The sequence below is a fragment of the Mycobacterium tuberculosis H37Rv genome, from assembly GCF_000195955.2.
GTDB lineage: Bacteria > Actinomycetota > Actinomycetes > Mycobacteriales > Mycobacteriaceae > Mycobacterium > Mycobacterium tuberculosis.
In genome coordinates this window covers 3,347,743-3,366,567 of record NC_000962.3, presented here as the reverse complement: position 1 = coordinate 3,366,567, position 18,825 = coordinate 3,347,743, and the positions used below count along the sequence as shown (strand labels likewise).

Genomic DNA, 18,825 nt, shown 5'->3' with positions numbered 1-18,825 from the left:
ACCCAATCAGGTTCTGATTCCGTGCCCAGATCGTCGCCGATTTGGGGCCGTGACGGCGGCCTCACCGGTCGACGTGATGGCGGTAGCGGCGATTCGCCGACTGAACGCTCGGAAAGAGTGTCAGAAGACGTTGCGCGGATTCATGATGGTGATGTGATCGATGAGTCGTTCGACGAGTTGATGGGGATGCTGGACCACCCGGTGTTTGTGGTGACAACCCAGGCCGATGGTCACCCCGCGGGTTGTCTGGTCAGCTTCGCTACCCAAACGAGCGTGCAGCCCCCGAGTTTTATGGTCGGCCTGCCGAGGAGCACCGGCACCTCCGAGGTGGCGAGCCGATCCGAGCACCTCGCCGTGCACGTGCTTTCGCAGCGGCAGCATGTGCTCGCCGAACTGTTCGGCAGCCAAACGGAGGAGGAGGTCAACAAGTTCGCCCGTTGCTCGTGGCGCGCTGGCCCCTGTGGAATGCCGATTCTCGACGACGCGGCCGCCTGGTTCATCGGTAGGACGGCCAGTCGCAGCGATGTCGGGGATTATGTGGCTTACCTGTTGGAGCCCGTGAGCGTGTGGGCTCCGGAGTGCTCGGAAGATCTGCTCTACCTCTCCGACCTCGACTTTGATGTCGACGACATCGACCCTGGCAAGGAAGCCTCACCCCGGTTCTACGAGCGTGAACGGGGCGACGAGACACGCCGATACGGCGTCGTAAGGTTCACGCTCGACGTGCCCTAACCGGGTCAGGTCTTGTCGTCGTTGTTGCGCGGGAAGCCGCCACCCTGCGGGAACAGCGGGAACACCACATCGTCGAGCTTCTCGGCGTCGCCGGCGGTCTTGTTGACGGTGGCTCCCCAGACGTTGCCGTCCGGCGACATCCGTAATGCCCACGCATGCGCATGAGTGTCTTTGCGGACAACGTCGGGTTCTCCGGTGACCGCACCGGTCGACGGCGCGAGCCGGACCGCCACCGTCAGTTTGGTATTAATCAGGTTGACCAGCACGGTGCCGTCCATCGCGGCACACCCGGCCACGCCGGGCTTGTCCGGCCAGGTCCATACCGTAGAGACCTCCGAGTTCTTGGTGATGCGCTGCAATCGGTCCGCCGTTGGCGTGCGGTCGGCGACATATAGCGAGCCGTCGACCGGATCGATGCACAAGCCGCCGCCGGAGCCGATGCCAGACAGCGCCGTCGTCGGCGGCGTCTGGCCGATGGTGGTGGGCTGTTCGATACGCAGGACCTTACCGGCCAACGATTGGGGATCGGCGGCCAACGCCGGGTCGCCAGCATCCCCGGTCATCACGACCAGCGTGGTGGGACTGGTGAAGATCAGCGCCCCGGTGTTACCGGCAGCACCTTTGGGGATGCCGGTCAGGATGTCCTTGGGGATGTCGCCGTCGGCCACTCGCACCACCCGGTTGTCGGTGGGCGTGCTGATGTAGGCGTACATCAGCCGGTCTTGCGAGTAGGTGGGCGACAGCACAATGTCCATCAAGCCACCGTCACCGGCAGGATCCACGGGGATGACCGTCTTTACCTTCGGCTCGGCGCTGATAGAGATCTCCTCGACGGCACCGGTGATGCGCTCGGCGACCAGTGCGGTCTTGCTGTCGATGCCCATGATCAAGCCGCTGGTGCTCTCAAGGCAGCCTTGCATCACGCCCGGCGCCGGACATTCCTTGGGAAAGGGAACCGGCGGCAGCGGCGGCGGGGGGGGAGGTGTCGAGCTGGGTTGGGGCCGCAGCTCCGGTTCGGTGGTGAACGGCTGAGATTGAGCGTCGTTGAACCGTGCGCAGCCGCTCGATACCAGCACTGCCGCGCACAGCGCGGCGAGTCCGGATCGAACCAACCGCGTTGTCCACATGACCGACAGGCTACGGACATTGTGGGCATCGCCGCCACCTGCCGGGGTGCGCACTGTCGGCATGGCGGCCCAATTGGGGCCTTTTGGTGGGCTGGTCAGGGTCAATGTGCGGATTGTCTGGCGAAAGCGCCGCTCAAATCCCCAATTCGGCACTAAATGGCCTTACCCTGACACGAGTGACCAGTTCGAATGACTCACATTGGCAGCGGCCGGATGATTCGCCTGGGCCAATGCCTGGACGGCCTGTCTCGGCAAGCCTGGTCGACCCCGAGGATGACCTGACGCCGGCCAGATATGCCGGGGACTTTGGCAGTGGAACCACCACCGTTATCCCGCCCTATGATGCCGCTAGCTCTGGTGTCGGCAACTCCGGGTACAGCCTGATCGAAGCTGCGGAGCCGTTGCCCTACGTCCAGCCGCAGCCGGGCCGGCAGGTACCGGCGGGATCTGCCGGAATCGACATGGACGACGACGAGCGGGTACGCGCCGCAGGTCGGCGCGGCACCCAGAATCTCGGGCTGCTGATATTGCGGGTCGGTCTGGGCGCGGTCCTTATCGCCCATGGGCTGCAGAAATTGTTCGGCTGGTGGGACGGCCAGGGTCTGGCCGGATTCCAGAACTCGCTGTCCGACATTGGTTACCAGCACGCCGAGATCCTCGCTTATGTGAGCGCTGGCGGCGAGATCGTCGCCGGAGTGCTGCTGGTGTTGGGTTTGTTTACTCCGCTGGCGGCCGCGGGCGCGCTGGCCTTCTTGATCAACGGCCTGCTCGCCGGCATCTCGGCACAGCATTCGCGGCCCGTCGCGTACTTCCTGCAGGACGGGCATGAATACCAGATCACCCTGGTCGTGATGGCGGTCGCCGTTATCTTGAGTGGTCCCGGCCGCTACGGTCTGGACGCGGCCCGCGGCTGGGCTCATCGGCCATTTATCGGATCGTTTGTAGCGCTGTTGGGTGGCATCGCGGCGGGTATTGCCGTATGGGTGCTGCTCAACGGGGCAAATCCGCTGGCCTGAACGCTGTCATCGGTACGGGTTGGGGACCCGTCCCGAGCTGGCTTCGGTCAGGTGCGGCAGCGTCGCAAAGGTCACCGCGGGCAATCGCAGCTCGGTACCGTCCTTGAGCGTTGCGCGCGCCCAGGACCCGCGGTGGAACCGCAGCCCGTCGATGTCGTCCCAGCGCACCGCGCGGCTGCCGACCAGCGTCCGCACGGTCACGCCCCGCTCGTCGGCGAGCGTGCGGAGCCGAATGATCGATGCCGACAACGCCACCGGAATGACTAACAGCGGGGCGCTCACCGGCCAGGTCAGTACCGGCACCAGCAGACCCAGGGTCAGGAATCCCACGGCGAAGTGCGCCATCGGCGACACTTTGATCACGACCGGCGATGTGGTGGCCACCCCAGCATCATCTCACCGCTTGGTGGGCGTCGAGTTCGCGAGCGTAACGCCACCGCGAAAATTCGCATGGGATTTCGCAGTGCCGTCACGCTCGCGGATCAAGACTGACACCGCGGATTTGACTGCTGAGCTGTGTGAAGGCTACCGTCGGACACTATGGACAAGGCCGGAAAGCCCGGGATGCTCGTAGTAATTGGTCGGCGCGTTGGTGCCTGACTAGCCCAAGCGAGCACCAACGCGACCCTCGTGCAGCAGCTGAGCTGGCGAGGGTTTTTTCTTGTCCACCAACGAGACTTCCAGAGCAATAGAGGATCACACAACAGTGAGCGCACCAACCAAGCCACACTCACCGACATTCAAGCCAGAGCCACACAGCGCGGCGAATGAGCCAAAGCACCCGGCGGCTCGTCCGAAACATGTTGCACTGCAGCAGCTTACCGGTGCACAGGCGGTCATCCGGTCGCTGGAGGAACTCGGCGTCGACGTCATTTTCGGGATTCCGGGCGGTGCGGTGCTGCCGGTGTATGACCCGCTGTTCGACTCGAAAAAGCTGCGCCACGTGCTGGTCCGCCACGAACAGGGCGCCGGGCATGCCGCCAGCGGCTACGCGCACGTCACCGGCCGGGTGGGCGTGTGCATGGCAACGTCGGGTCCCGGAGCGACCAACCTGGTGACCCCGCTGGCCGACGCGCAGATGGACTCGATCCCGGTGGTCGCTATCACCGGTCAGGTCGGGCGGGGGCTGATCGGCACCGACGCCTTCCAGGAGGCCGACATCTCGGGCATCACGATGCCGATCACCAAGCACAACTTTCTGGTCCGCTCCGGTGACGACATTCCGCGGGTGCTGGCCGAGGCCTTCCACATCGCGGCCTCCGGCCGTCCGGGCGCGGTGCTGGTCGACATCCCCAAGGACGTGCTGCAGGGCCAGTGCACGTTCAGCTGGCCGCCGCGGATGGAGCTGCCCGGCTACAAGCCCAACACCAAACCGCACAGCCGGCAGGTCCGCGAGGCCGCCAAGCTGATCGCGGCCGCGCGCAAGCCGGTGCTGTATGTCGGCGGCGGCGTCATCCGCGGTGAGGCCACCGAGCAGCTCCGGGAGCTGGCCGAGCTGACCGGCATCCCGGTGGTCACCACGCTGATGGCCCGCGGCGCGTTTCCCGACAGCCACCGGCAAAACCTCGGCATGCCCGGCATGCACGGCACGGTGGCCGCCGTGGCGGCGCTGCAGCGCAGCGACCTGCTGATCGCGCTGGGTACCCGCTTCGACGACCGGGTGACCGGCAAGCTCGACTCGTTCGCGCCGGAAGCCAAGGTCATCCACGCCGACATCGACCCGGCCGAGATCGGCAAGAACCGCCACGCCGACGTGCCCATCGTCGGTGACGTCAAGGCCGTCATCACCGAACTGATCGCGATGCTGCGCCACCACCACATTCCCGGCACCATCGAGATGGCCGACTGGTGGGCATACCTGAACGGTGTGCGCAAGACCTATCCGCTGAGCTATGGGCCGCAGAGCGACGGCAGCCTGAGCCCGGAATACGTGATCGAAAAGCTCGGCGAGATCGCCGGGCCGGACGCCGTCTTCGTCGCCGGCGTCGGCCAGCACCAGATGTGGGCCGCGCAGTTCATCAGATACGAAAAGCCGCGCAGCTGGCTGAACTCCGGCGGTCTGGGCACCATGGGGTTTGCCATCCCGGCGGCCATGGGCGCCAAGATCGCCCTCCCCGGCACCGAGGTCTGGGCGATCGACGGCGACGGTTGCTTCCAGATGACCAACCAGGAGCTGGCCACCTGCGCGGTCGAGGGCATACCGGTCAAGGTGGCGCTGATCAACAACGGCAACCTGGGCATGGTGCGGCAGTGGCAGAGCCTGTTCTATGCCGAGCGGTACTCGCAGACCGACCTGGCCACTCATTCGCACCGCATCCCCGACTTCGTGAAACTGGCCGAGGCCTTGGGGTGTGTGGGGTTGCGGTGCGAGCGGGAAGAGGACGTCGTCGACGTCATCAACCAGGCGCGGGCGATCAACGACTGCCCGGTGGTGATCGACTTCATCGTCGGTGCCGACGCGCAAGTGTGGCCGATGGTGGCCGCGGGCACCAGCAATGACGAGATCCAGGCCGCCCGCGGCATTCGCCCCCTGTTCGACGACATCACCGAAGGCCACGCCTGATGAGCCCGAAGACGCACACGTTGTCGGTGTTGGTCGAAGACAAGCCCGGCGTGCTGGCGCGGGTGGCGGCGCTGTTCTCCCGGCGCGGTTTCAACATCGAGTCGTTGGCGGTGGGTGCCACCGAGTGCAAGGACAGGTCACGGATGACCATCGTGGTCTCCGCCGAGGACACTCCGCTCGAGCAGATCACCAAGCAGCTCAACAAGCTGATCAACGTCATCAAGATCGTCGAGCAGGACGACGAGCACTCGGTGTCACGGGAATTGGCGCTCATCAAGGTCCAAGCCGACGCCGGCAGCCGCAGCCAAGTGATCGAAGCGGTGAATCTGTTTCGCGCCAACGTGATTGACGTATCCCCGGAGTCATTGACCGTCGAGGCCACCGGTAACCGCGGCAAGTTAGAGGCCCTGCTGCGGGTGTTGGAGCCGTTCGGTATTCGCGAAATCGCCCAATCCGGAATGGTGTCGCTGTCCCGCGGTCCGCGCGGCATCGGCACCGCCAAGTAGCTAGCAGGTAAGGAGAGATTCAGCGGTGGCACTAGAGATGTTCTACGACGACGACGCAGACCTGTCGATCATTCAGGGCCGCAAGGTTGGTGTGATCGGCTACGGCAGCCAGGGGCACGCGCACTCGCTAAGCCTGCGCGACTCGGGTGTGCAGGTGCGCGTCGGGCTGAAGCAGGGTTCGCGGTCGCGGCCCAAGGTAGAAGAGCAGGGCCTGGACGTCGACACTCCCGCCGAGGTCGCCAAATGGGCCGATGTGGTCATGGTGTTGGCCCCCGACACCGCCCAGGCCGAGATCTTCGCAGGAGACATCGAACCCAACCTCAAGCCCGGTGACGCGCTGTTCTTCGGTCACGGACTCAACGTTCACTTCGGCTTGATCAAGCCGCCCGCCGACGTCGCCGTCGCGATGGTCGCCCCGAAGGGACCGGGTCATTTGGTGCGCCGCCAGTTCGTCGACGGCAAGGGTGTGCCGTGTTTGGTTGCGGTAGAGCAGGATCCGCGAGGCGACGGCTTGGCGCTGGCGCTGTCGTATGCCAAAGCGATCGGCGGCACCCGGGCCGGCGTCATCAAGACGACGTTCAAAGACGAGACCGAAACCGACCTGTTCGGTGAGCAAACGGTGTTGTGCGGCGGCACCGAGGAATTGGTCAAGGCCGGGTTCGAGGTCATGGTCGAAGCCGGCTACCCCGCGGAATTGGCCTACTTCGAGGTGCTGCACGAGCTGAAGCTGATCGTCGACTTGATGTACGAGGGTGGCCTGGCGCGGATGTACTACTCGGTGTCGGACACCGCGGAATTCGGCGGCTACCTCTCAGGCCCGCGCGTCATCGATGCCGGCACCAAGGAGCGGATGCGCGACATCCTGCGGGAGATCCAGGACGGTAGCTTTGTCCACAAGCTGGTCGCCGACGTCGAGGGCGGCAACAAACAGCTCGAAGAGTTGCGCCGGCAAAACGCCGAGCACCCCATCGAGGTCGTCGGCAAGAAACTCCGCGACCTGATGAGCTGGGTGGACCGCCCGATCACCGAGACGGCCTAGCTCCTAGGCCGTCTCGACACTGCAGTGATCGTGACCGGCAACCGCCGTGTGCCACGGGGCAGGTCCGCCCCGTTGTGTCACCGGCGTCGCTGCCTTCATCGGGGCTTCATCTGGCGCCGTTAGCGTCGCCTTCGTAACCACGACGACGACAAGAAGGGATGAAGCGATGAGGGTGCTCGTCACCAAACCCGATGGTACTCAGGTGGAAGTGCACCTGGATCAGGGCTTTCGCTTCCTGGGCACGGAGACCGTGGATAACGACTGACAACGGCCACATGCCACAGCGGCGATTGGCTGTGATCGAGTCGCGAACTCATGCCCGACGAGTCGCCGCGGGCAGCGAAACGAGCCGGTGCGCGCGGTCGAATAAGGCACGTTCAGCCAGGCGTGCACAGGTCAGCGCTGCCACCGCGGTGGCGGCGAGCAGCAGGTACATCACCACGATTTGGTAGCGGATCGCGGTCAGCGGGTCGACCCCGGCCAGGATAAGTCCGGACATCGCACCCGGAAGGCTAATCAGCCCAACGACTTTCGTGGAGTCGATCGCGGGTATCAGCGCAGTGCGCAAGGCGGATCGTTGGTGCGGCAAGAACGCTTCGCGTGCGGACTGGCCGAGACACAGCCGCGCCAGCAGCTCGGTCACTCGACCTTCTGGCAGGTCCGGGCGTCCGACGCGAACCTCATTGAGCACCGCATCGGTAAGCACCACGGGAGCCTGCGCAACCAGGCCGACCCGCCGACGTAACACGAGCACATCCAGATCGGTGAGCGGCACACCGTCAAGCCAGACTTTTCCGGACGTCGGATCGATGAGCCGGTTCAGCAACCGCAGCAGCGTGGTCTTTCCCGATCCACTGGCGCCCCGCACCGCACTGCAGCGGCCAGCGGGAAAATGCGCGCTGACCTGCCGCAGCACCGTCGCCTCGTCGCGCACCACGCTGACCCGTTCGAGCAGGAAACCATGCACCGCCATCAGGATGCATCAGCCACACCAGCCCTTATGCGGTTGCATCGGGATTATGACGACTGCAGGTTGGTGGCATCCATCGCCGGGCGCAGCGCCCGCGCCAGGGTGACCGCGTCGTCGACGGCCCAGTAATGCATGTAGAACAGGCGGGGCTCTTCGGTCAGCCCATGGTTGTGCAGTTCCACGATCGTGATGTTGCCGGCACGCATTGCCCGGATGACCTCCTGAACCTCGGGGGCGATCAGGATGAAATCGCCGTTGATCGCTGCGCGACCGCGGCCCACCGGCTGAAAATTGATCACCGTCGTCAGGTTCAGCGACACTGCGGGCAGCACGTGCCCGTCCTCGATGATGGTGTCTTTGCGGGGGATGCTGTACTTCATCAGCCCACCATCTTGGGTTCCCTTGCGGCCCAACGCCTGGTCGACGCCGGCGACGTCGATGTCGACCGGTGGTTGCCGTGCCGGCGGTGGGGTAGGCGGGCCGATCGTTGTGGCATCCAACGCCGCCTTGAGTCCTTGGGCCAGTCGGGCGGCATCACCCATGCCGTGAATGTGGGTCCACCACACCGGCGGGTCTTGCTGCAGCAGATGCTTGTGCAGTGCGGTCTGGGCGATACCATGCGCCTGCAACGCATCGGTGACCTTGGGCAACTCCTCCTCGGTGATCACGAGGTCGCCCATCAGCAGCGTTTCGTTGTTGTCGTATCGGGCGAATGCCGCGTACCCGCCCAACGACAGCCCCGGTTTGATGTCCACACCGTAGGACGTGATGTGAAGGTCATTGCGCGGCAGGTTGATCCGATACGCGGTGTTGTTGTCTCCGAGCTTGCCGCTACGTCCCAGCGCGTCGGCCACCGGCTTCCAGTCGGCATCGGTGGTGGTCACCGCCGAACGAGCTTTGCCGGCGTGGCCGCTGCCCGCTCCACCCTTGGAGCCCGAACTGCACGCCGCCAGTATCACCGCCGCCGCGGTGGTGATCGCGACGATTCTCCCAGCATGTTTGGCGCCCGCCATGCGCGTTCCCTCCATCCGTTGCATCCACGGCGTGGATGGCAGTTCGGTTAGCCATGGTCTATCGGGTGATTATGAAACCACGATGAAGCTCGATCGCACCGATCCGGGCACGGCCAGACGTCCTCATCGACGCCCTGGGCGCGTATCTGCTGGCCGCCGCGGCTCTTCGACCCGTGGAACGCATGCGCATCCGCGCCGCGGGCATCAGCGCCACCGACCCACATGCCCGTCTGCCATTGCCACTGGCTCGAGACGAAATCCGGTATCTTGGAACAACATTCAACGACCTTCTGCAGCGGCTGCAAGACGCGCTCGAGCGAGAACGTCAATTCGTCAGCGATGCGGGCCACGAACTTCGCACCCCCTTAGCCTCCTGACCACCGAACTCGAACTCGCCCTGCGGCGTCCACGAAGCAACCCCGAACTGCTCGCCGCAATCCGCTCGGCTCTCGCGGAAACCACCGACACCGCGCGCACCACCGGCGGCACCGGGCTTGGACTGGCCATCGTCGACACCCTCAGCCAACGCAACCACGCCAGCGTCACCGCCCGAAACCGCGCCGCAGGCGGTGCCGAAATCTCCCTCCGGCTTGCTCTTGGCTGAGCTTAAGCCAAGACGGCTGGTGGAGAACCGCCCCAGCGTGCTGTCACCGGCTAGCCTTATAGACATGCGAGTCACCCGCGTCACCATCGACCCCGACGTGATGGGAGGCATGCCATGCATCCGGGGCTTGCGCATCCCAGTGGCGACTGTGGTCGCGATGGTCGCGGACCAAATGACATCCACCGAGATTCTCGCCGAACTTCCTGAGCTTGAGGAAGCAGACGTCACCGAGGCCCTGCGATACGCAGCCGTGGGTTCCCAATGAAATCCCTTCAGTCCGCACGAACCCGCGGGCAAGGGGTAGACACTACCTCCTCGCCGAACGCCTCACCGCGACAACGAACCCCCGCCATTCTGATGCACACCGTGCACCCGTGATTGAGCACCGTGCCGACGTTCCGGTTGTCGCCGCTGCCGCCTGGCGCGCCTCCGAATAGTCGATGATCGCAAGCTTCGTTATGGCCTCAGCTCATGGCCCAAAGGGGGCATGCGGGTGATGCCGAACTCGGTGCGCAACAGCGTTCGAGCGGCATACCAGCCGCACATGCCGTGCACGCCGGCGCCGGGCGGAGTCGCCGCAGAACACAGGTACACCTTGGGAATCGGTGTGCGCCAGGGATTCAACCGCGGGGTGGGGCCGGCGATCGCGCGCCAGGTCGAGTTGGCGCCGACCGTGATGTCACCGCCGACGTAGTTGGCGTTGTGGTCGGCCATCCGCGCGGCGGGCACGGCGCGGGCCGCCACCACGATGTCACGGAAGCCGGGGGCGAACCGCTCGAGGACGCTGGTTACGGTCTCGGTCGCGTCGAGCGTGGACCCCGACGGCACGTGGGCATAGGTCCAGAACGGACGGCGGCCGGTTTCGTCGATGCGGCCGGGGTCGGCGACGTGCGGACACGCGGCCAGCACCATCGGCCAGTCGGCGTGGCGTCCCGCCGCGACGTCTGCCTCGGCGCGCGCCATCTGGTCACGGGTGCCGCCGAGATGCAGGGTCGCAGCCCGCCGCAGCCGCGGATCCGACCACGGGATCTCGTCGCTGAGCACGAAGTCCACCTTGGCGATGCCAGCGCGAAATCGATAGCGGCGCAATGCTTTGGCATACCGATGTGGAAGCTTGTCGCGGTAAACCCGCAGCAGGGCGGTGGGTGCGGTGTCGAAGACGACCACACTTCTTTGCGGTTCGGTGATCTCGACACCGGCCGCGAGCCGACCACCATGCGCGCGTAGATCGGCGATCAGCGCGTCGGCTATCGCCTGGGTGCCGCCCACCGGAATCGGCCAGCCGACCGAATGGGCCAGCGTTGCCAGCATCAGTCCGGCGCCGGCCGACACCAGTGACGGCAACGGTGAAATCGCGTGGGCGGCAACGCCGGTGAACAACGCGCGGGCATCCTCGCCCGCCAGCGACCGCCAGGCAGGGGTGCCCTGGGCCAGCATCCGCAGCCCGAGACGCAGGACCGAGCCCAGTGCAGTAGGCAAAGACCGCTTGTCGGAGAGCATGAACTCCACGACCGTCTCCGAGTGCGCCACCAACGGGCCCAGCAGGCGCCGCCAGGACGCGCCGTCGTCCAGCTTGGCGCAGGTGTGCGCCAGATCGTGATAGGCGATCGCCGCGGGCCGCCCGGGTAGCGGGTTGGCGTAGGCGATGTCGGGCACGGTCAGCGTCACTCCGCGCGCGGGTAGGTCGAATTCGGCGAAAAACGGCGACGCCAAAGCAAGCGGATGCACCGCGGAGCACACGTCGTGTAAAACTTCGGGAAATTCGAAGTCGGCCGCGCTGCGGGCGCCGCCGCCGAAGGTCGCCTGGGCCTCGACGACCTGCACGTTCAGGCCCGCGCGGGCGCAGATGACGGCCGTGGCGAGCCCGTTGGGTCCGCTGCCGACGACGGTGACGTCCACTCGTCAATTACAGCCGATACGCTATCGGCGTGAGCCTGCCTGTTGTGTTGATCGCCGACAAACTTGCCCCATCAACGGTTGCCGCCTTGGGAGATCAGGTCGAGGTGCGCTGGGTTGACGGTCCGGACCGAGACAAGCTGCTGGCCGCGGTGCCCGAAGCGGACGCGCTGCTGGTGCGATCGGCCACCACGGTTGACGCCGAGGTGCTGGCCGCCGCCCCCAAGCTCAAGATCGTCGCGCGCGCCGGCGTCGGGCTGGACAACGTCGACGTGGACGCCGCGACGGCCCGCGGCGTGCTGGTGGTCAACGCCCCGACGTCGAACATCCACAGCGCCGCGGAGCATGCGCTGGCGCTGCTGCTGGCCGCCTCACGCCAGATTCCGGCGGCCGACGCGTCGCTGCGCGAGCACACCTGGAAGCGTTCGTCGTTTTCCGGTACCGAGATCTTCGGCAAAACCGTCGGCGTGGTGGGTCTGGGCCGCATCGGGCAGTTGGTCGCCCAGCGGATCGCTGCGTTCGGCGCTTACGTCGTCGCCTATGACCCGTACGTTTCGCCGGCCCGTGCGGCGCAGCTGGGCATCGAACTGCTGTCCCTGGACGACCTGCTGGCCCGCGCCGATTTCATCTCGGTGCACCTACCGAAAACACCGGAGACGGCGGGACTGATCGACAAGGAGGCGCTGGCGAAGACCAAGCCGGGCGTCATCATCGTCAACGCCGCGCGCGGCGGCCTGGTGGACGAGGCGGCACTGGCCGACGCGATCACCGGCGGCCACGTGCGGGCGGCCGGTCTGGACGTGTTCGCCACCGAACCGTGCACCGACAGCCCGCTGTTCGAGCTGGCACAGGTGGTGGTCACACCGCATCTGGGTGCGTCCACCGCGGAGGCGCAGGACCGGGCGGGCACCGACGTCGCCGAGAGCGTGCGGCTGGCCCTGGCAGGGGAATTCGTGCCCGACGCGGTCAACGTCGGCGGCGGAGTGGTCAACGAGGAGGTGGCGCCCTGGCTGGATCTGGTGCGTAAGCTCGGCGTGCTGGCGGGTGTGTTGTCCGACGAACTGCCGGTGTCGTTGTCGGTGCAGGTGCGCGGTGAGCTGGCCGCCGAAGAGGTTGAGGTGCTGCGCCTTTCGGCGCTGCGCGGCCTGTTCTCGGCGGTGATCGAGGATGCGGTGACATTTGTCAACGCACCGGCATTGGCCGCCGAACGTGGCGTCACCGCCGAGATCTGTAAGGCCTCGGAAAGCCCCAACCACCGCAGCGTCGTCGACGTTCGCGCGGTCGGCGCGGACGGTTCGGTGGTGACCGTCTCGGGCACGCTGTATGGCCCACAGCTGTCGCAGAAGATCGTGCAGATCAACGGCCGCCACTTTGATCTGCGCGCCCAGGGGATCAACCTGATCATCCACTACGTCGACCGGCCGGGAGCGCTGGGCAAGATCGGCACGTTGCTGGGGACGGCCGGGGTGAATATCCAGGCCGCGCAGCTCTCCGAAGACGCCGAAGGCCCGGGCGCGACGATTCTGCTGCGGCTGGACCAAGACGTGCCCGACGACGTGCGGACGGCGATCGCGGCGGCGGTGGACGCCTACAAGCTCGAGGTTGTCGATCTGTCGTGAGCCCTTCCACGCCGATGAAACTCGCGATCATTGCCGGTGACGGGATCGGGCCCGAGGTAACCGCCGAGGCGGTCAAAGTGCTCGACGCGGTTGTGCCGGGCGTCCAGAAAACCAGCTATGACCTGGGTGCGCGGCGCTTTCATGCCACCGGCGAGGTGCTGCCGGACTCGGTGGTGGCCGAGCTGCGCAACCACGACGCGATCCTGCTCGGGGCGATCGGTGACCCGTCGGTGCCAAGCGGCGTCTTGGAGCGCGGTCTGTTGCTGCGACTGCGCTTCGAGCTGGATCACCACATCAACCTGCGTCCGGCCCGGCTGTATCCGGGGGTGGCCAGCCCGCTGTCCGGCAATCCCGGCATCGACTTCGTGGTGGTGCGCGAGGGCACCGAGGGACCCTACACCGGCAACGGCGGGGCGATTCGCGTCGGCACGCCCAACGAGGTGGCCACCGAAGTCAGCGTGAACACCGCGTTCGGTGTGCGGCGTGTGGTTGCCGACGCGTTCGAGCGGGCTCGACGGCGTCGCAAGCATCTGACATTGGTGCACAAAACGAACGTGTTGACCTTCGCCGGGGGATTGTGGTTGCGGACCGTCGACGAGGTCGGCGAATGCTACCCGGACGTCGAGGTGGCCTACCAGCACGTCGACGCCGCCACCATCCACATGATCACCGACCCGGGTCGCTTCGACGTGATCGTCACCGACAACCTGTTCGGCGACATCATCACCGATCTGGCCGCGGCGGTATGTGGCGGTATCGGCTTGGCGGCCAGTGGGAATATCGACGCGACCCGGGCCAACCCGTCGATGTTCGAGCCGGTGCATGGCAGCGCGCCGGACATCGCCGGTCAGGGCATCGCCGACCCGACGGCGGCGATCATGTCGGTGGCGTTATTGCTGTCCCACCTTGGCGAACACGACGCGGCTGCCCGGGTGGACCGGGCCGTCGAGGCCCATTTGGCCACGCGTGGCAGCGAACGGCTTGCCACCAGCGATGTCGGCGAACGGATTGCCGCCGCGCTCTAGTCTCCAAGCCGGGTGGGAGCAGCCGAACCGGCACCAGCGGCACCGCGGCCAGCGGGAACACACCGCATAAGGCCCATGCCGTCGGGTAGGCCGCCGTGGTGATCAAACTACCGAACAGTGGGGGTCCGGCGGCCGCCATCAGCCGCTGCGTAGTGTTCTGGATACCCAGCGCCCGGCCACTCCAGTACGGTCCGGCGTACTCGGTGATCGCGGTGGCTTCTAGCCCGTTGTCCAGAACGGCGATCACCGAGATGGCGATCATGAGCAGCACGTCATATCTCGAGCCCTCGTTATCGACCGCCGCGAGCAGAAACAACGTCGCCGCGGCGGCAGCGGCGATCAGGCGGACGGGACGCATGCGTGACCCGACATGGTCCGACCAGCGGCCGACCGCGACCCGGCCCAGCGCCCCCAGCAGCTGCGATATGGTCACCAAGACACCGGCCTGCGCGACCGACCAGCCGTGGTGGTTGATCAGCCAGACCAACATGAACGTCACGGTCACCGTCTGCGGCATCATCAGCAACGCCGACGCCGCGTGTATCCGCCACAGGATCGACGATCCCCGATAAGGGCTGGCCAGCTCCTGTTCGGAGGCTTTCGTGCGGGATTTTCGCGGTGGGTCGACGATACCGAGCACGCTGGCCACCGCGGCCAACGTGCACACGACGGCGGGAAACATCAGCCCTGCGTGCACCCCGCGTTCGGCCAGTTCGGGTATCACCAACGCGCCGGAGGCGATGCCCAAAGGTTGTGCGGTCTGGCGGATTCCCATGGCCAGACCGCGTTGCTGGGGCGGGAACCAACCCGAGACCAGCCGCCCGCCGGCGCTGTTGCAACCACCGGCGGCCATGCCGCCGAGAAACAGGAAGACACCGATCCACAGCAGCGAATGAACCGATGCCGCGGCGTAGGCGGCCGCGGCGGTCAGCGCCGAGCCCACGGCCATCACCATCCGTTCGCCGACGTGATCGAGCAGATAGCCCCAGGCGAACATCGTGACCACCAGGCCCCAGCTGGGCATCGACGCCAACAGACCCGCGTGAGATAGCGGGGTTCCGCGCGCATTTTCCAGCCGGGGGATCAAGAACGCGACACCGTTGATGAAGAGAAACGAGCTTGCGGTCACCCCCAGCGAGACGATCATGATCGCCCAGCGCGCACCCACCCCAGTCGGATCTCGCGACATCCACCCATGCTGGCACAGTCACCCGGCACGGGGCCCGATGGTGAGGGCCCGCAGCGCCCGGCAGGGTCTGATTGCCGGGCTCCTCATCGGGCCGTGCCGGCCCGAATCGTCGCCCGGCAGGGTCTGATTGCCGGGCTCCTCATCGGGCCGTGCCGGCCCGAATCGTCGCCCGGCAGGGCCCGGCTAAGCTCATCCAAATGCGTATCGGTCGAATCGCCAGCCCGGACGGTGTCGCTTTTGCCAGCATCGACGGCGAGCTGGGCGAGCCGAGTGAGATGACGGCCCGCGAGATCGCCGAGCACCCGTTCGGTACGCCGACCTTCACCGGACGCTCCTGGCCGCTGGCCGACGTTCGCCTGCTGGCTCCGATACTGGCGAGCAAGGTGGTCTGTGTCGGGAAGAACTATGCCGATCACATCGCCGAAATGGGTGGCCGGCCGCCGGCAGACCCGGTGATATTCCTCAAGCCCAACACCGCGATCATCGGTCCGAATACGCCAATTCGATTGCCCGCCAACGCATCACCGGTGCACTTCGAGGGTGAGCTGGCGATCGTGATCGGCCGGGCGTGCAAGGATGTCCCGGCCGCCCAGGCCGTCGACAATATCCTCGGCTACACCATCGGCAATGACGTGTCGGCCCGCGATCAGCAGCAATCCGACGGTCAGTGGACGCGAGCCAAGGGGCACGACACCTTCTGCCCGGTCGGGCCGTGGATCGTCACCGACCTCGCTCCCTTTGACCCGGCCGATCTCGAGCTGCGCACCGTCGTCAACGGCGACGTCAAACAGCACGCCCGCACCTCGCTGATGATCCATGACATCGGCGCCATCGTGGAATGGATCTCGGCGATAATGACCTTGCTGCCAGGTGATCTCATCCTCACCGGCACACCCGCGGGAGTCGGTCCCATCGAGGACGGCGACACCGTCTCGATCACCATCGAGGGAATCGGCACCCTCACCAATCCCGTAGTCCGCAAAGGAAAGCCGTGACCGCCACGGAAACAGTCCGGGTCCGATTCTGCCCTTCACCCACCGGAACTCCGCACGTCGGTCTGGTCCGCACCGCGCTGTTCAACTGGGCCTACGCCCGGCACACCGGTGGCACCTTCGTGTTCCGCATCGAGGACACCGACGCCCAACGCGACAGCGAGGAAAGCTATCTGGCGCTGCTGGACGCGCTGCGCTGGCTTGGCCTGGATTGGGATGAGGGGCCCGAGGTGGGTGGGCCGTACGGGCCGTACCGGCAGTCGCAGCGCGCCGAAATCTACCGTGACGTGCTCGCCCGACTGCTCGCCGCGGGCGAGGCCTACCACGCTTTCTCCACACCCGAGGAAGTGGAGGCCCGTCATGTCGCGGCCGGGCGCAATCCCAAGCTGGGTTACGACAATTTCGATCGTCACTTGACCGACGCGCAGCGTGCGGCGTACCTGGCGGAGGGCCGCCAGCCGGTGGTGCGGCTGCGGATGCCCGATGACGACCTCGCTTGGAATGACCTGGTGCGCGGGCCCGTGACGTTCGCGGCTGGCTCCGTACCCGACTTCGCGTTGACCCGAGCCAGCGGTGATCCGTTATACACCTTGGTCAACCCGTGCGACGACGCGCTGATGAAGATCACCCATGTGTTGCGTGGCGAGGACCTGCTGCCGTCGACGCCGCGCCAGCTGGCGCTACATCAGGCGTTGATCAGGATCGGGGTAGCTGAGCGGATTCCGAAATTCGCGCACCTCCCAACGGTCTTGGGGGAGGGCACCAAGAAGCTCTCGAAGCGCGATCCGCAGTCGAACCTGTTTGCCCACCGCGACCGCGGGTTCATCCCCGAAGGCCTGCTGAACTACCTCGCGTTGCTCGGCTGGTCCATAGCCGACGACCACGACCTGTTCGGTCTCGACGAGATGGTGGCCGCGTTCGACGTTGCCGACGTCAACTCCAGCCCGGCCCGGTTCGACCAGAAGAAGGCCGACGCGCTGAACGCCGAGCACATCCGGATGCTCGACGTGGGCGACTTCACGGTCAGGCTGCGCGACCATCTGGATACCCACGGCCATCACATCGCGTTGGATGAGGCGGCATTCGCCGCCGCCGCCGAGTTGGTGCAGACCCGCATCGTGGTGCTCGGTGACGCGTGGGAGCTGTTGAAGTTCTTCAACGACGATCAGTATGTGATCGATCCCAAGGCCGCGGCCAAGGAGCTAGGCCCAGACGGGGCCGCGGTGCTCGACGCGGCCCTGGCCGCGCTGACAAGTGTGACGGACTGGACGGCACCCCTGATCGAGGCGGCCCTTAAGGACGCCTTGATCGAAGGTTTGGCGCTCAAACCCCGCAAGGCGTTCAGCCCCATCCGGGTGGCCGCCACCGGCACGACCGTCAGCCCGCCGTTGTTTGAATCGCTGGAGCTGCTCGGTCGTGACCGCAGCATGCAGCGGCTGCGCGCGGCGCGCCAGCTGGTCGGGCACGCGTGAGCCTTGTGTGGCGAATCTTTGGTAGTCTGCACGTCGGCCCATAACAGCTGGCGGCAGCGGTTTTAGGCAGCCCATGGGGTATGGTGTAATTGGCAACACAGCTGATTCTGGTTCAGCCATTCTAGGTTCGAGTCCTGGTACCCCAGCACAAGGCGTGAGCTATGCTGGCAGCTCGGATCGGTTCCGGCCCCGTCGTCTAGCGGCCTAGGACGCCGCCCTCTCACGGCGGTAGCGTGGGTTCGAATCCCATCGGGGCTACAACTGCCGAGCAGACGCAAAATCGCCCAATTTCGTCTCGAAATGGGCGATTTTGCGTCTGCTCGCCGGGCAGCTACGGGGCGGTCGAGCCACCCACCGACATGTGTGGCAGCCCCAGCTTGCGGTGATCCCACGAGCGGGTCCGACGGGCCACGATGCGCACACCGACCCGCTTGTTCATCATCTGGTCGACCATCGGTTTGCACTCGTCGGTGTAGGGGCCGGTGTAGCGTTCCCACACGCTGACCCCGACGCGGTGCAGCGCCTCGGGCTCCTCGACGATCTCGGCAACGCCCTCGAACGACACGCCGCGCAGCGTGTCGTAGGTGTCGCCGTCTTCAAGCAGGAAGCTCACCCGCGGATCCCGTCGGAGGTTGACGGCCTTCTGCGACTTGGCCTTGGTCTCCAGCCAGATTTCGCCGTCGATCACGGCATACCACATCGCCGTCAAGTGCGGCTGGCCGTCGGGTCCGATGGTGGCCAGCGTTCCGGTACGGCTCGAGTTGACGAAGTCGGCGATTTCAGCCTCGGACATGACGATGTCGGCGCGCTGTTTGGTTCCCATGGCGTCAGTGTGTCAGCAAGGCTCCGCCGGTAGCGCGTCGTCGCCACCCCAGTGACGCTCGCGGTGCCTAGTTTGAAAATGAATATCGTTTGCTATAGAGTTTCGGTGGGTCGGTTCATCGGTAGTCCGCCAGCTTCAGCCGTGAGGAAGACATCACAGTGGTTACTCCGAGGAAGCACCCACGACGATCGCTCGGTTGGCAGGGTCTGAAGCCGGCGCCGCGATACCGCGCTCGGCCG

The 18,825-nt window shown here is 65.9% G+C and carries 17 protein-coding genes and 2 tRNA genes; 11 read left to right on the top strand and 8 right to left on the bottom strand.

Going from position 1 to position 18,825, the window contains the following annotated elements; translation table 11 throughout:
* Nucleotides 1-117: 117 nt before the first annotated feature.
* On the top strand, nucleotides 118-732 hold the full coding sequence (locus tag Rv3007c) for an oxidoreductase (RefSeq protein NP_217523.1): 615 nt from the start codon (nucleotides 118-120) through the stop codon (nucleotides 730-732).
* Nucleotides 733-737: 5 nt separating this feature from the next.
* On the opposite strand, the gene lppZ is transcribed toward Rv3007c, so the two are convergent.
* Nucleotides 738-1,859 carry a lipoprotein LppZ gene (gene lppZ / locus Rv3006; RefSeq protein NP_217522.1) on the bottom strand — a complete coding sequence of 374 codons (1,122 nt, stop codon included), beginning with the start codon at nucleotides 1,857-1,859 and terminating at the stop codon, nucleotides 738-740.
* Between the two features lie 176 nt (nucleotides 1,860-2,035).
* Between lppZ and Rv3005c the strand changes: the two genes are divergently transcribed.
* Entirely contained in the window at nucleotides 2,036-2,875 is an 840-nt protein-coding gene (locus Rv3005c; RefSeq protein ID NP_217521.1) for a hypothetical protein, read from the top strand.
* A gap of 6 nt (nucleotides 2,876-2,881) precedes the next feature.
* Here Rv3005c and cfp6 read toward each other — a convergent pair whose 3' ends face one another.
* Nucleotides 2,882-3,220: a low molecular weight protein antigen 6 gene (cfp6, locus tag Rv3004; protein ID NP_217520.1), complete on the bottom strand. Its 339-nt coding sequence runs from the start codon at nucleotides 3,218-3,220 to the stop codon at nucleotides 2,882-2,884.
* 361 nt (nucleotides 3,221-3,581) lie between these two features.
* Here cfp6 and ilvB1 point away from each other — a divergent pair, with 361 nt between their 5' ends.
* From ilvB1 to ilvC, 3 genes are read left to right on the top strand one after another with little or no spacing between them, the layout of a single operon-like run.
* The gene (ilvB1, locus tag Rv3003c) at nucleotides 3,582-5,438 is read left to right on the top strand and encodes an acetolactate synthase large subunit IlvB (protein ID YP_177917.1); all 1,857 of its coding nucleotides are present in this window, start codon (nucleotides 3,582-3,584) and stop codon (nucleotides 5,436-5,438) included.
* Entirely contained in the window at nucleotides 5,438-5,944 is a 507-nt protein-coding gene (gene ilvN, locus Rv3002c; RefSeq protein NP_217518.1) for an acetolactate synthase small subunit, read from the top strand. The genes ilvB1 and ilvN overlap by 1 nt, the downstream gene beginning before the upstream one ends.
* A gap of 37 nt (nucleotides 5,945-5,981) precedes the next feature.
* Nucleotides 5,982-6,983 (top strand): ketol-acid reductoisomerase, encoded by a 1,002-nt coding sequence (gene ilvC / locus Rv3001c; RefSeq protein ID NP_217517.3) that lies wholly within the window; start codon nucleotides 5,982-5,984, stop codon nucleotides 6,981-6,983.
* Nucleotides 6,984-7,296: 313 nt separating this feature from the next.
* Here ilvC and Rv3000 read toward each other — a convergent pair whose 3' ends face one another.
* The 4 genes from Rv3000 to Rv2997 all read right to left on the bottom strand — a co-directional run bounded on the left by Rv3000 (nucleotide 7,297) and on the right by Rv2997 (nucleotide 11,469).
* Nucleotides 7,297-7,956 (bottom strand): transmembrane protein, encoded by a 660-nt coding sequence (locus tag Rv3000; protein ID NP_217516.1) that lies wholly within the window; start codon nucleotides 7,954-7,956, stop codon nucleotides 7,297-7,299.
* 44 nt (nucleotides 7,957-8,000) lie between these two features.
* Complete coding sequence (gene lppY, locus Rv2999; RefSeq protein ID NP_217515.1) at nucleotides 8,001-8,966, bottom strand: lipoprotein LppY; 966 nt, start codon at nucleotides 8,964-8,966, stop codon at nucleotides 8,001-8,003.
* A 325-nt stretch (nucleotides 8,967-9,291) separates the two neighbouring features.
* Nucleotides 9,292-9,753, bottom strand: coding sequence for a hypothetical protein (locus Rv2998; protein ID NP_217514.1), 462 nt, complete (start codon nucleotides 9,751-9,753; stop codon nucleotides 9,292-9,294).
* A 273-nt stretch (nucleotides 9,754-10,026) separates the two neighbouring features.
* Nucleotides 10,027-11,469 carry a dehydrogenase gene (locus Rv2997; RefSeq protein ID NP_217513.1) on the bottom strand — a complete coding sequence of 481 codons (1,443 nt, stop codon included), beginning with the start codon at nucleotides 11,467-11,469 and terminating at the stop codon, nucleotides 10,027-10,029.
* Nucleotides 11,470-11,498: 29 nt separating this feature from the next.
* Between Rv2997 and serA1 the strand changes: the two genes are divergently transcribed.
* Together serA1 and leuB are read left to right on the top strand one after the other, a co-directional pair.
* Nucleotides 11,499-13,085 carry a D-3-phosphoglycerate dehydrogenase gene (serA1, locus tag Rv2996c; protein ID YP_177916.1) on the top strand — a complete coding sequence of 529 codons (1,587 nt, stop codon included), beginning with the start codon at nucleotides 11,499-11,501 and terminating at the stop codon, nucleotides 13,083-13,085.
* Between the two features lie 14 nt (nucleotides 13,086-13,099).
* Nucleotides 13,100-14,110: a 3-isopropylmalate dehydrogenase gene (gene leuB, locus Rv2995c; protein ID NP_217511.1), complete on the top strand. Its 1,011-nt coding sequence runs from the start codon at nucleotides 13,100-13,102 to the stop codon at nucleotides 14,108-14,110.
* Here the strand turns inward: leuB and Rv2994 are convergent.
* On the bottom strand, nucleotides 13,962-15,299 hold the full coding sequence (locus Rv2994; RefSeq protein ID NP_217510.1) for an MFS-type transporter: 1,338 nt from the start codon (nucleotides 15,297-15,299) through the stop codon (nucleotides 13,962-13,964). The genes leuB and Rv2994 overlap by 149 nt on opposite strands.
* Nucleotides 15,300-15,574: 275 nt before the next feature.
* Here Rv2994 and Rv2993c point away from each other — a divergent pair, with 275 nt between their 5' ends.
* From Rv2993c to gluU, 4 genes are all read left to right on the top strand, one after another.
* Entirely contained in the window at nucleotides 15,575-16,294 is a 720-nt protein-coding gene (locus Rv2993c) for a 2-hydroxyhepta-2,4-diene-1,7-dioate isomerase (protein NP_217509.3), read from the top strand.
* Entirely contained in the window at nucleotides 16,291-17,763 is a 1,473-nt protein-coding gene (gene gltS / locus Rv2992c; protein YP_177915.1) for a glutamate--tRNA ligase, read from the top strand. The genes Rv2993c and gltS overlap by 4 nt, the downstream gene beginning before the upstream one ends.
* Nucleotides 17,764-17,837: 74 nt before the next feature.
* A tRNA-Gln gene (glnU, locus tag Rvnt36) sits at nucleotides 17,838-17,909 on the top strand.
* A gap of 39 nt (nucleotides 17,910-17,948) precedes the next feature.
* A tRNA-Glu gene (gene gluU / locus Rvnt35) sits at nucleotides 17,949-18,021 on the top strand.
* Nucleotides 18,022-18,094: 73 nt separating this feature from the next.
* Here the strand turns inward: gluU and Rv2991 are convergent.
* Nucleotides 18,095-18,586: a hypothetical protein gene (locus Rv2991; RefSeq protein ID NP_217507.1), complete on the bottom strand. Its 492-nt coding sequence runs from the start codon at nucleotides 18,584-18,586 to the stop codon at nucleotides 18,095-18,097.
* Between the last annotated feature and the right edge of the window lie 239 nt (nucleotides 18,587-18,825).

Bases quoted from the DNA above. Each gene is read 5' to 3' on its own strand.
- Rv2991 (NP_217507.1), bottom strand. From the start codon at position 18,586: ATGGGAACCAAACAGCGCGCCGACATCGTCATGTCCGAGGCTGAAATC.
- leuB (NP_217511.1), top strand. From the start codon at position 13,100: ATGAAACTCGCGATCATTGCCGGTGACGGGATCGGGCCCGAGGTAACC.
- Rv3000 (NP_217516.1), bottom strand. From the start codon at position 7,956: ATGGCGGTGCATGGTTTCCTGCTCGAACGGGTCAGCGTGGTGCGCGAC.
- ilvN (NP_217518.1), top strand. From the start codon at position 5,438: ATGAGCCCGAAGACGCACACGTTGTCGGTGTTGGTCGAAGACAAGCCC.
- lppZ (NP_217522.1), bottom strand. From the start codon at position 1,859: ATGTGGACAACGCGGTTGGTTCGATCCGGACTCGCCGCGCTGTGCGCG.
- Rv2994 (NP_217510.1), bottom strand. From the start codon at position 15,299: ATGTCGCGAGATCCGACTGGGGTGGGTGCGCGCTGGGCGATCATGATC.
- ilvC (NP_217517.3), top strand. From the start codon at position 5,982: ATGTTCTACGACGACGACGCAGACCTGTCGATCATTCAGGGCCGCAAG.
- Rv2993c (NP_217509.3), top strand. From the start codon at position 15,575: ATGACGGCCCGCGAGATCGCCGAGCACCCGTTCGGTACGCCGACCTTC.
- lppY (NP_217515.1), bottom strand. From the start codon at position 8,966: ATGGCGGGCGCCAAACATGCTGGGAGAATCGTCGCGATCACCACCGCG.
- cfp6 (NP_217520.1), bottom strand. From the start codon at position 3,220: ATGGCGCACTTCGCCGTGGGATTCCTGACCCTGGGTCTGCTGGTGCCG.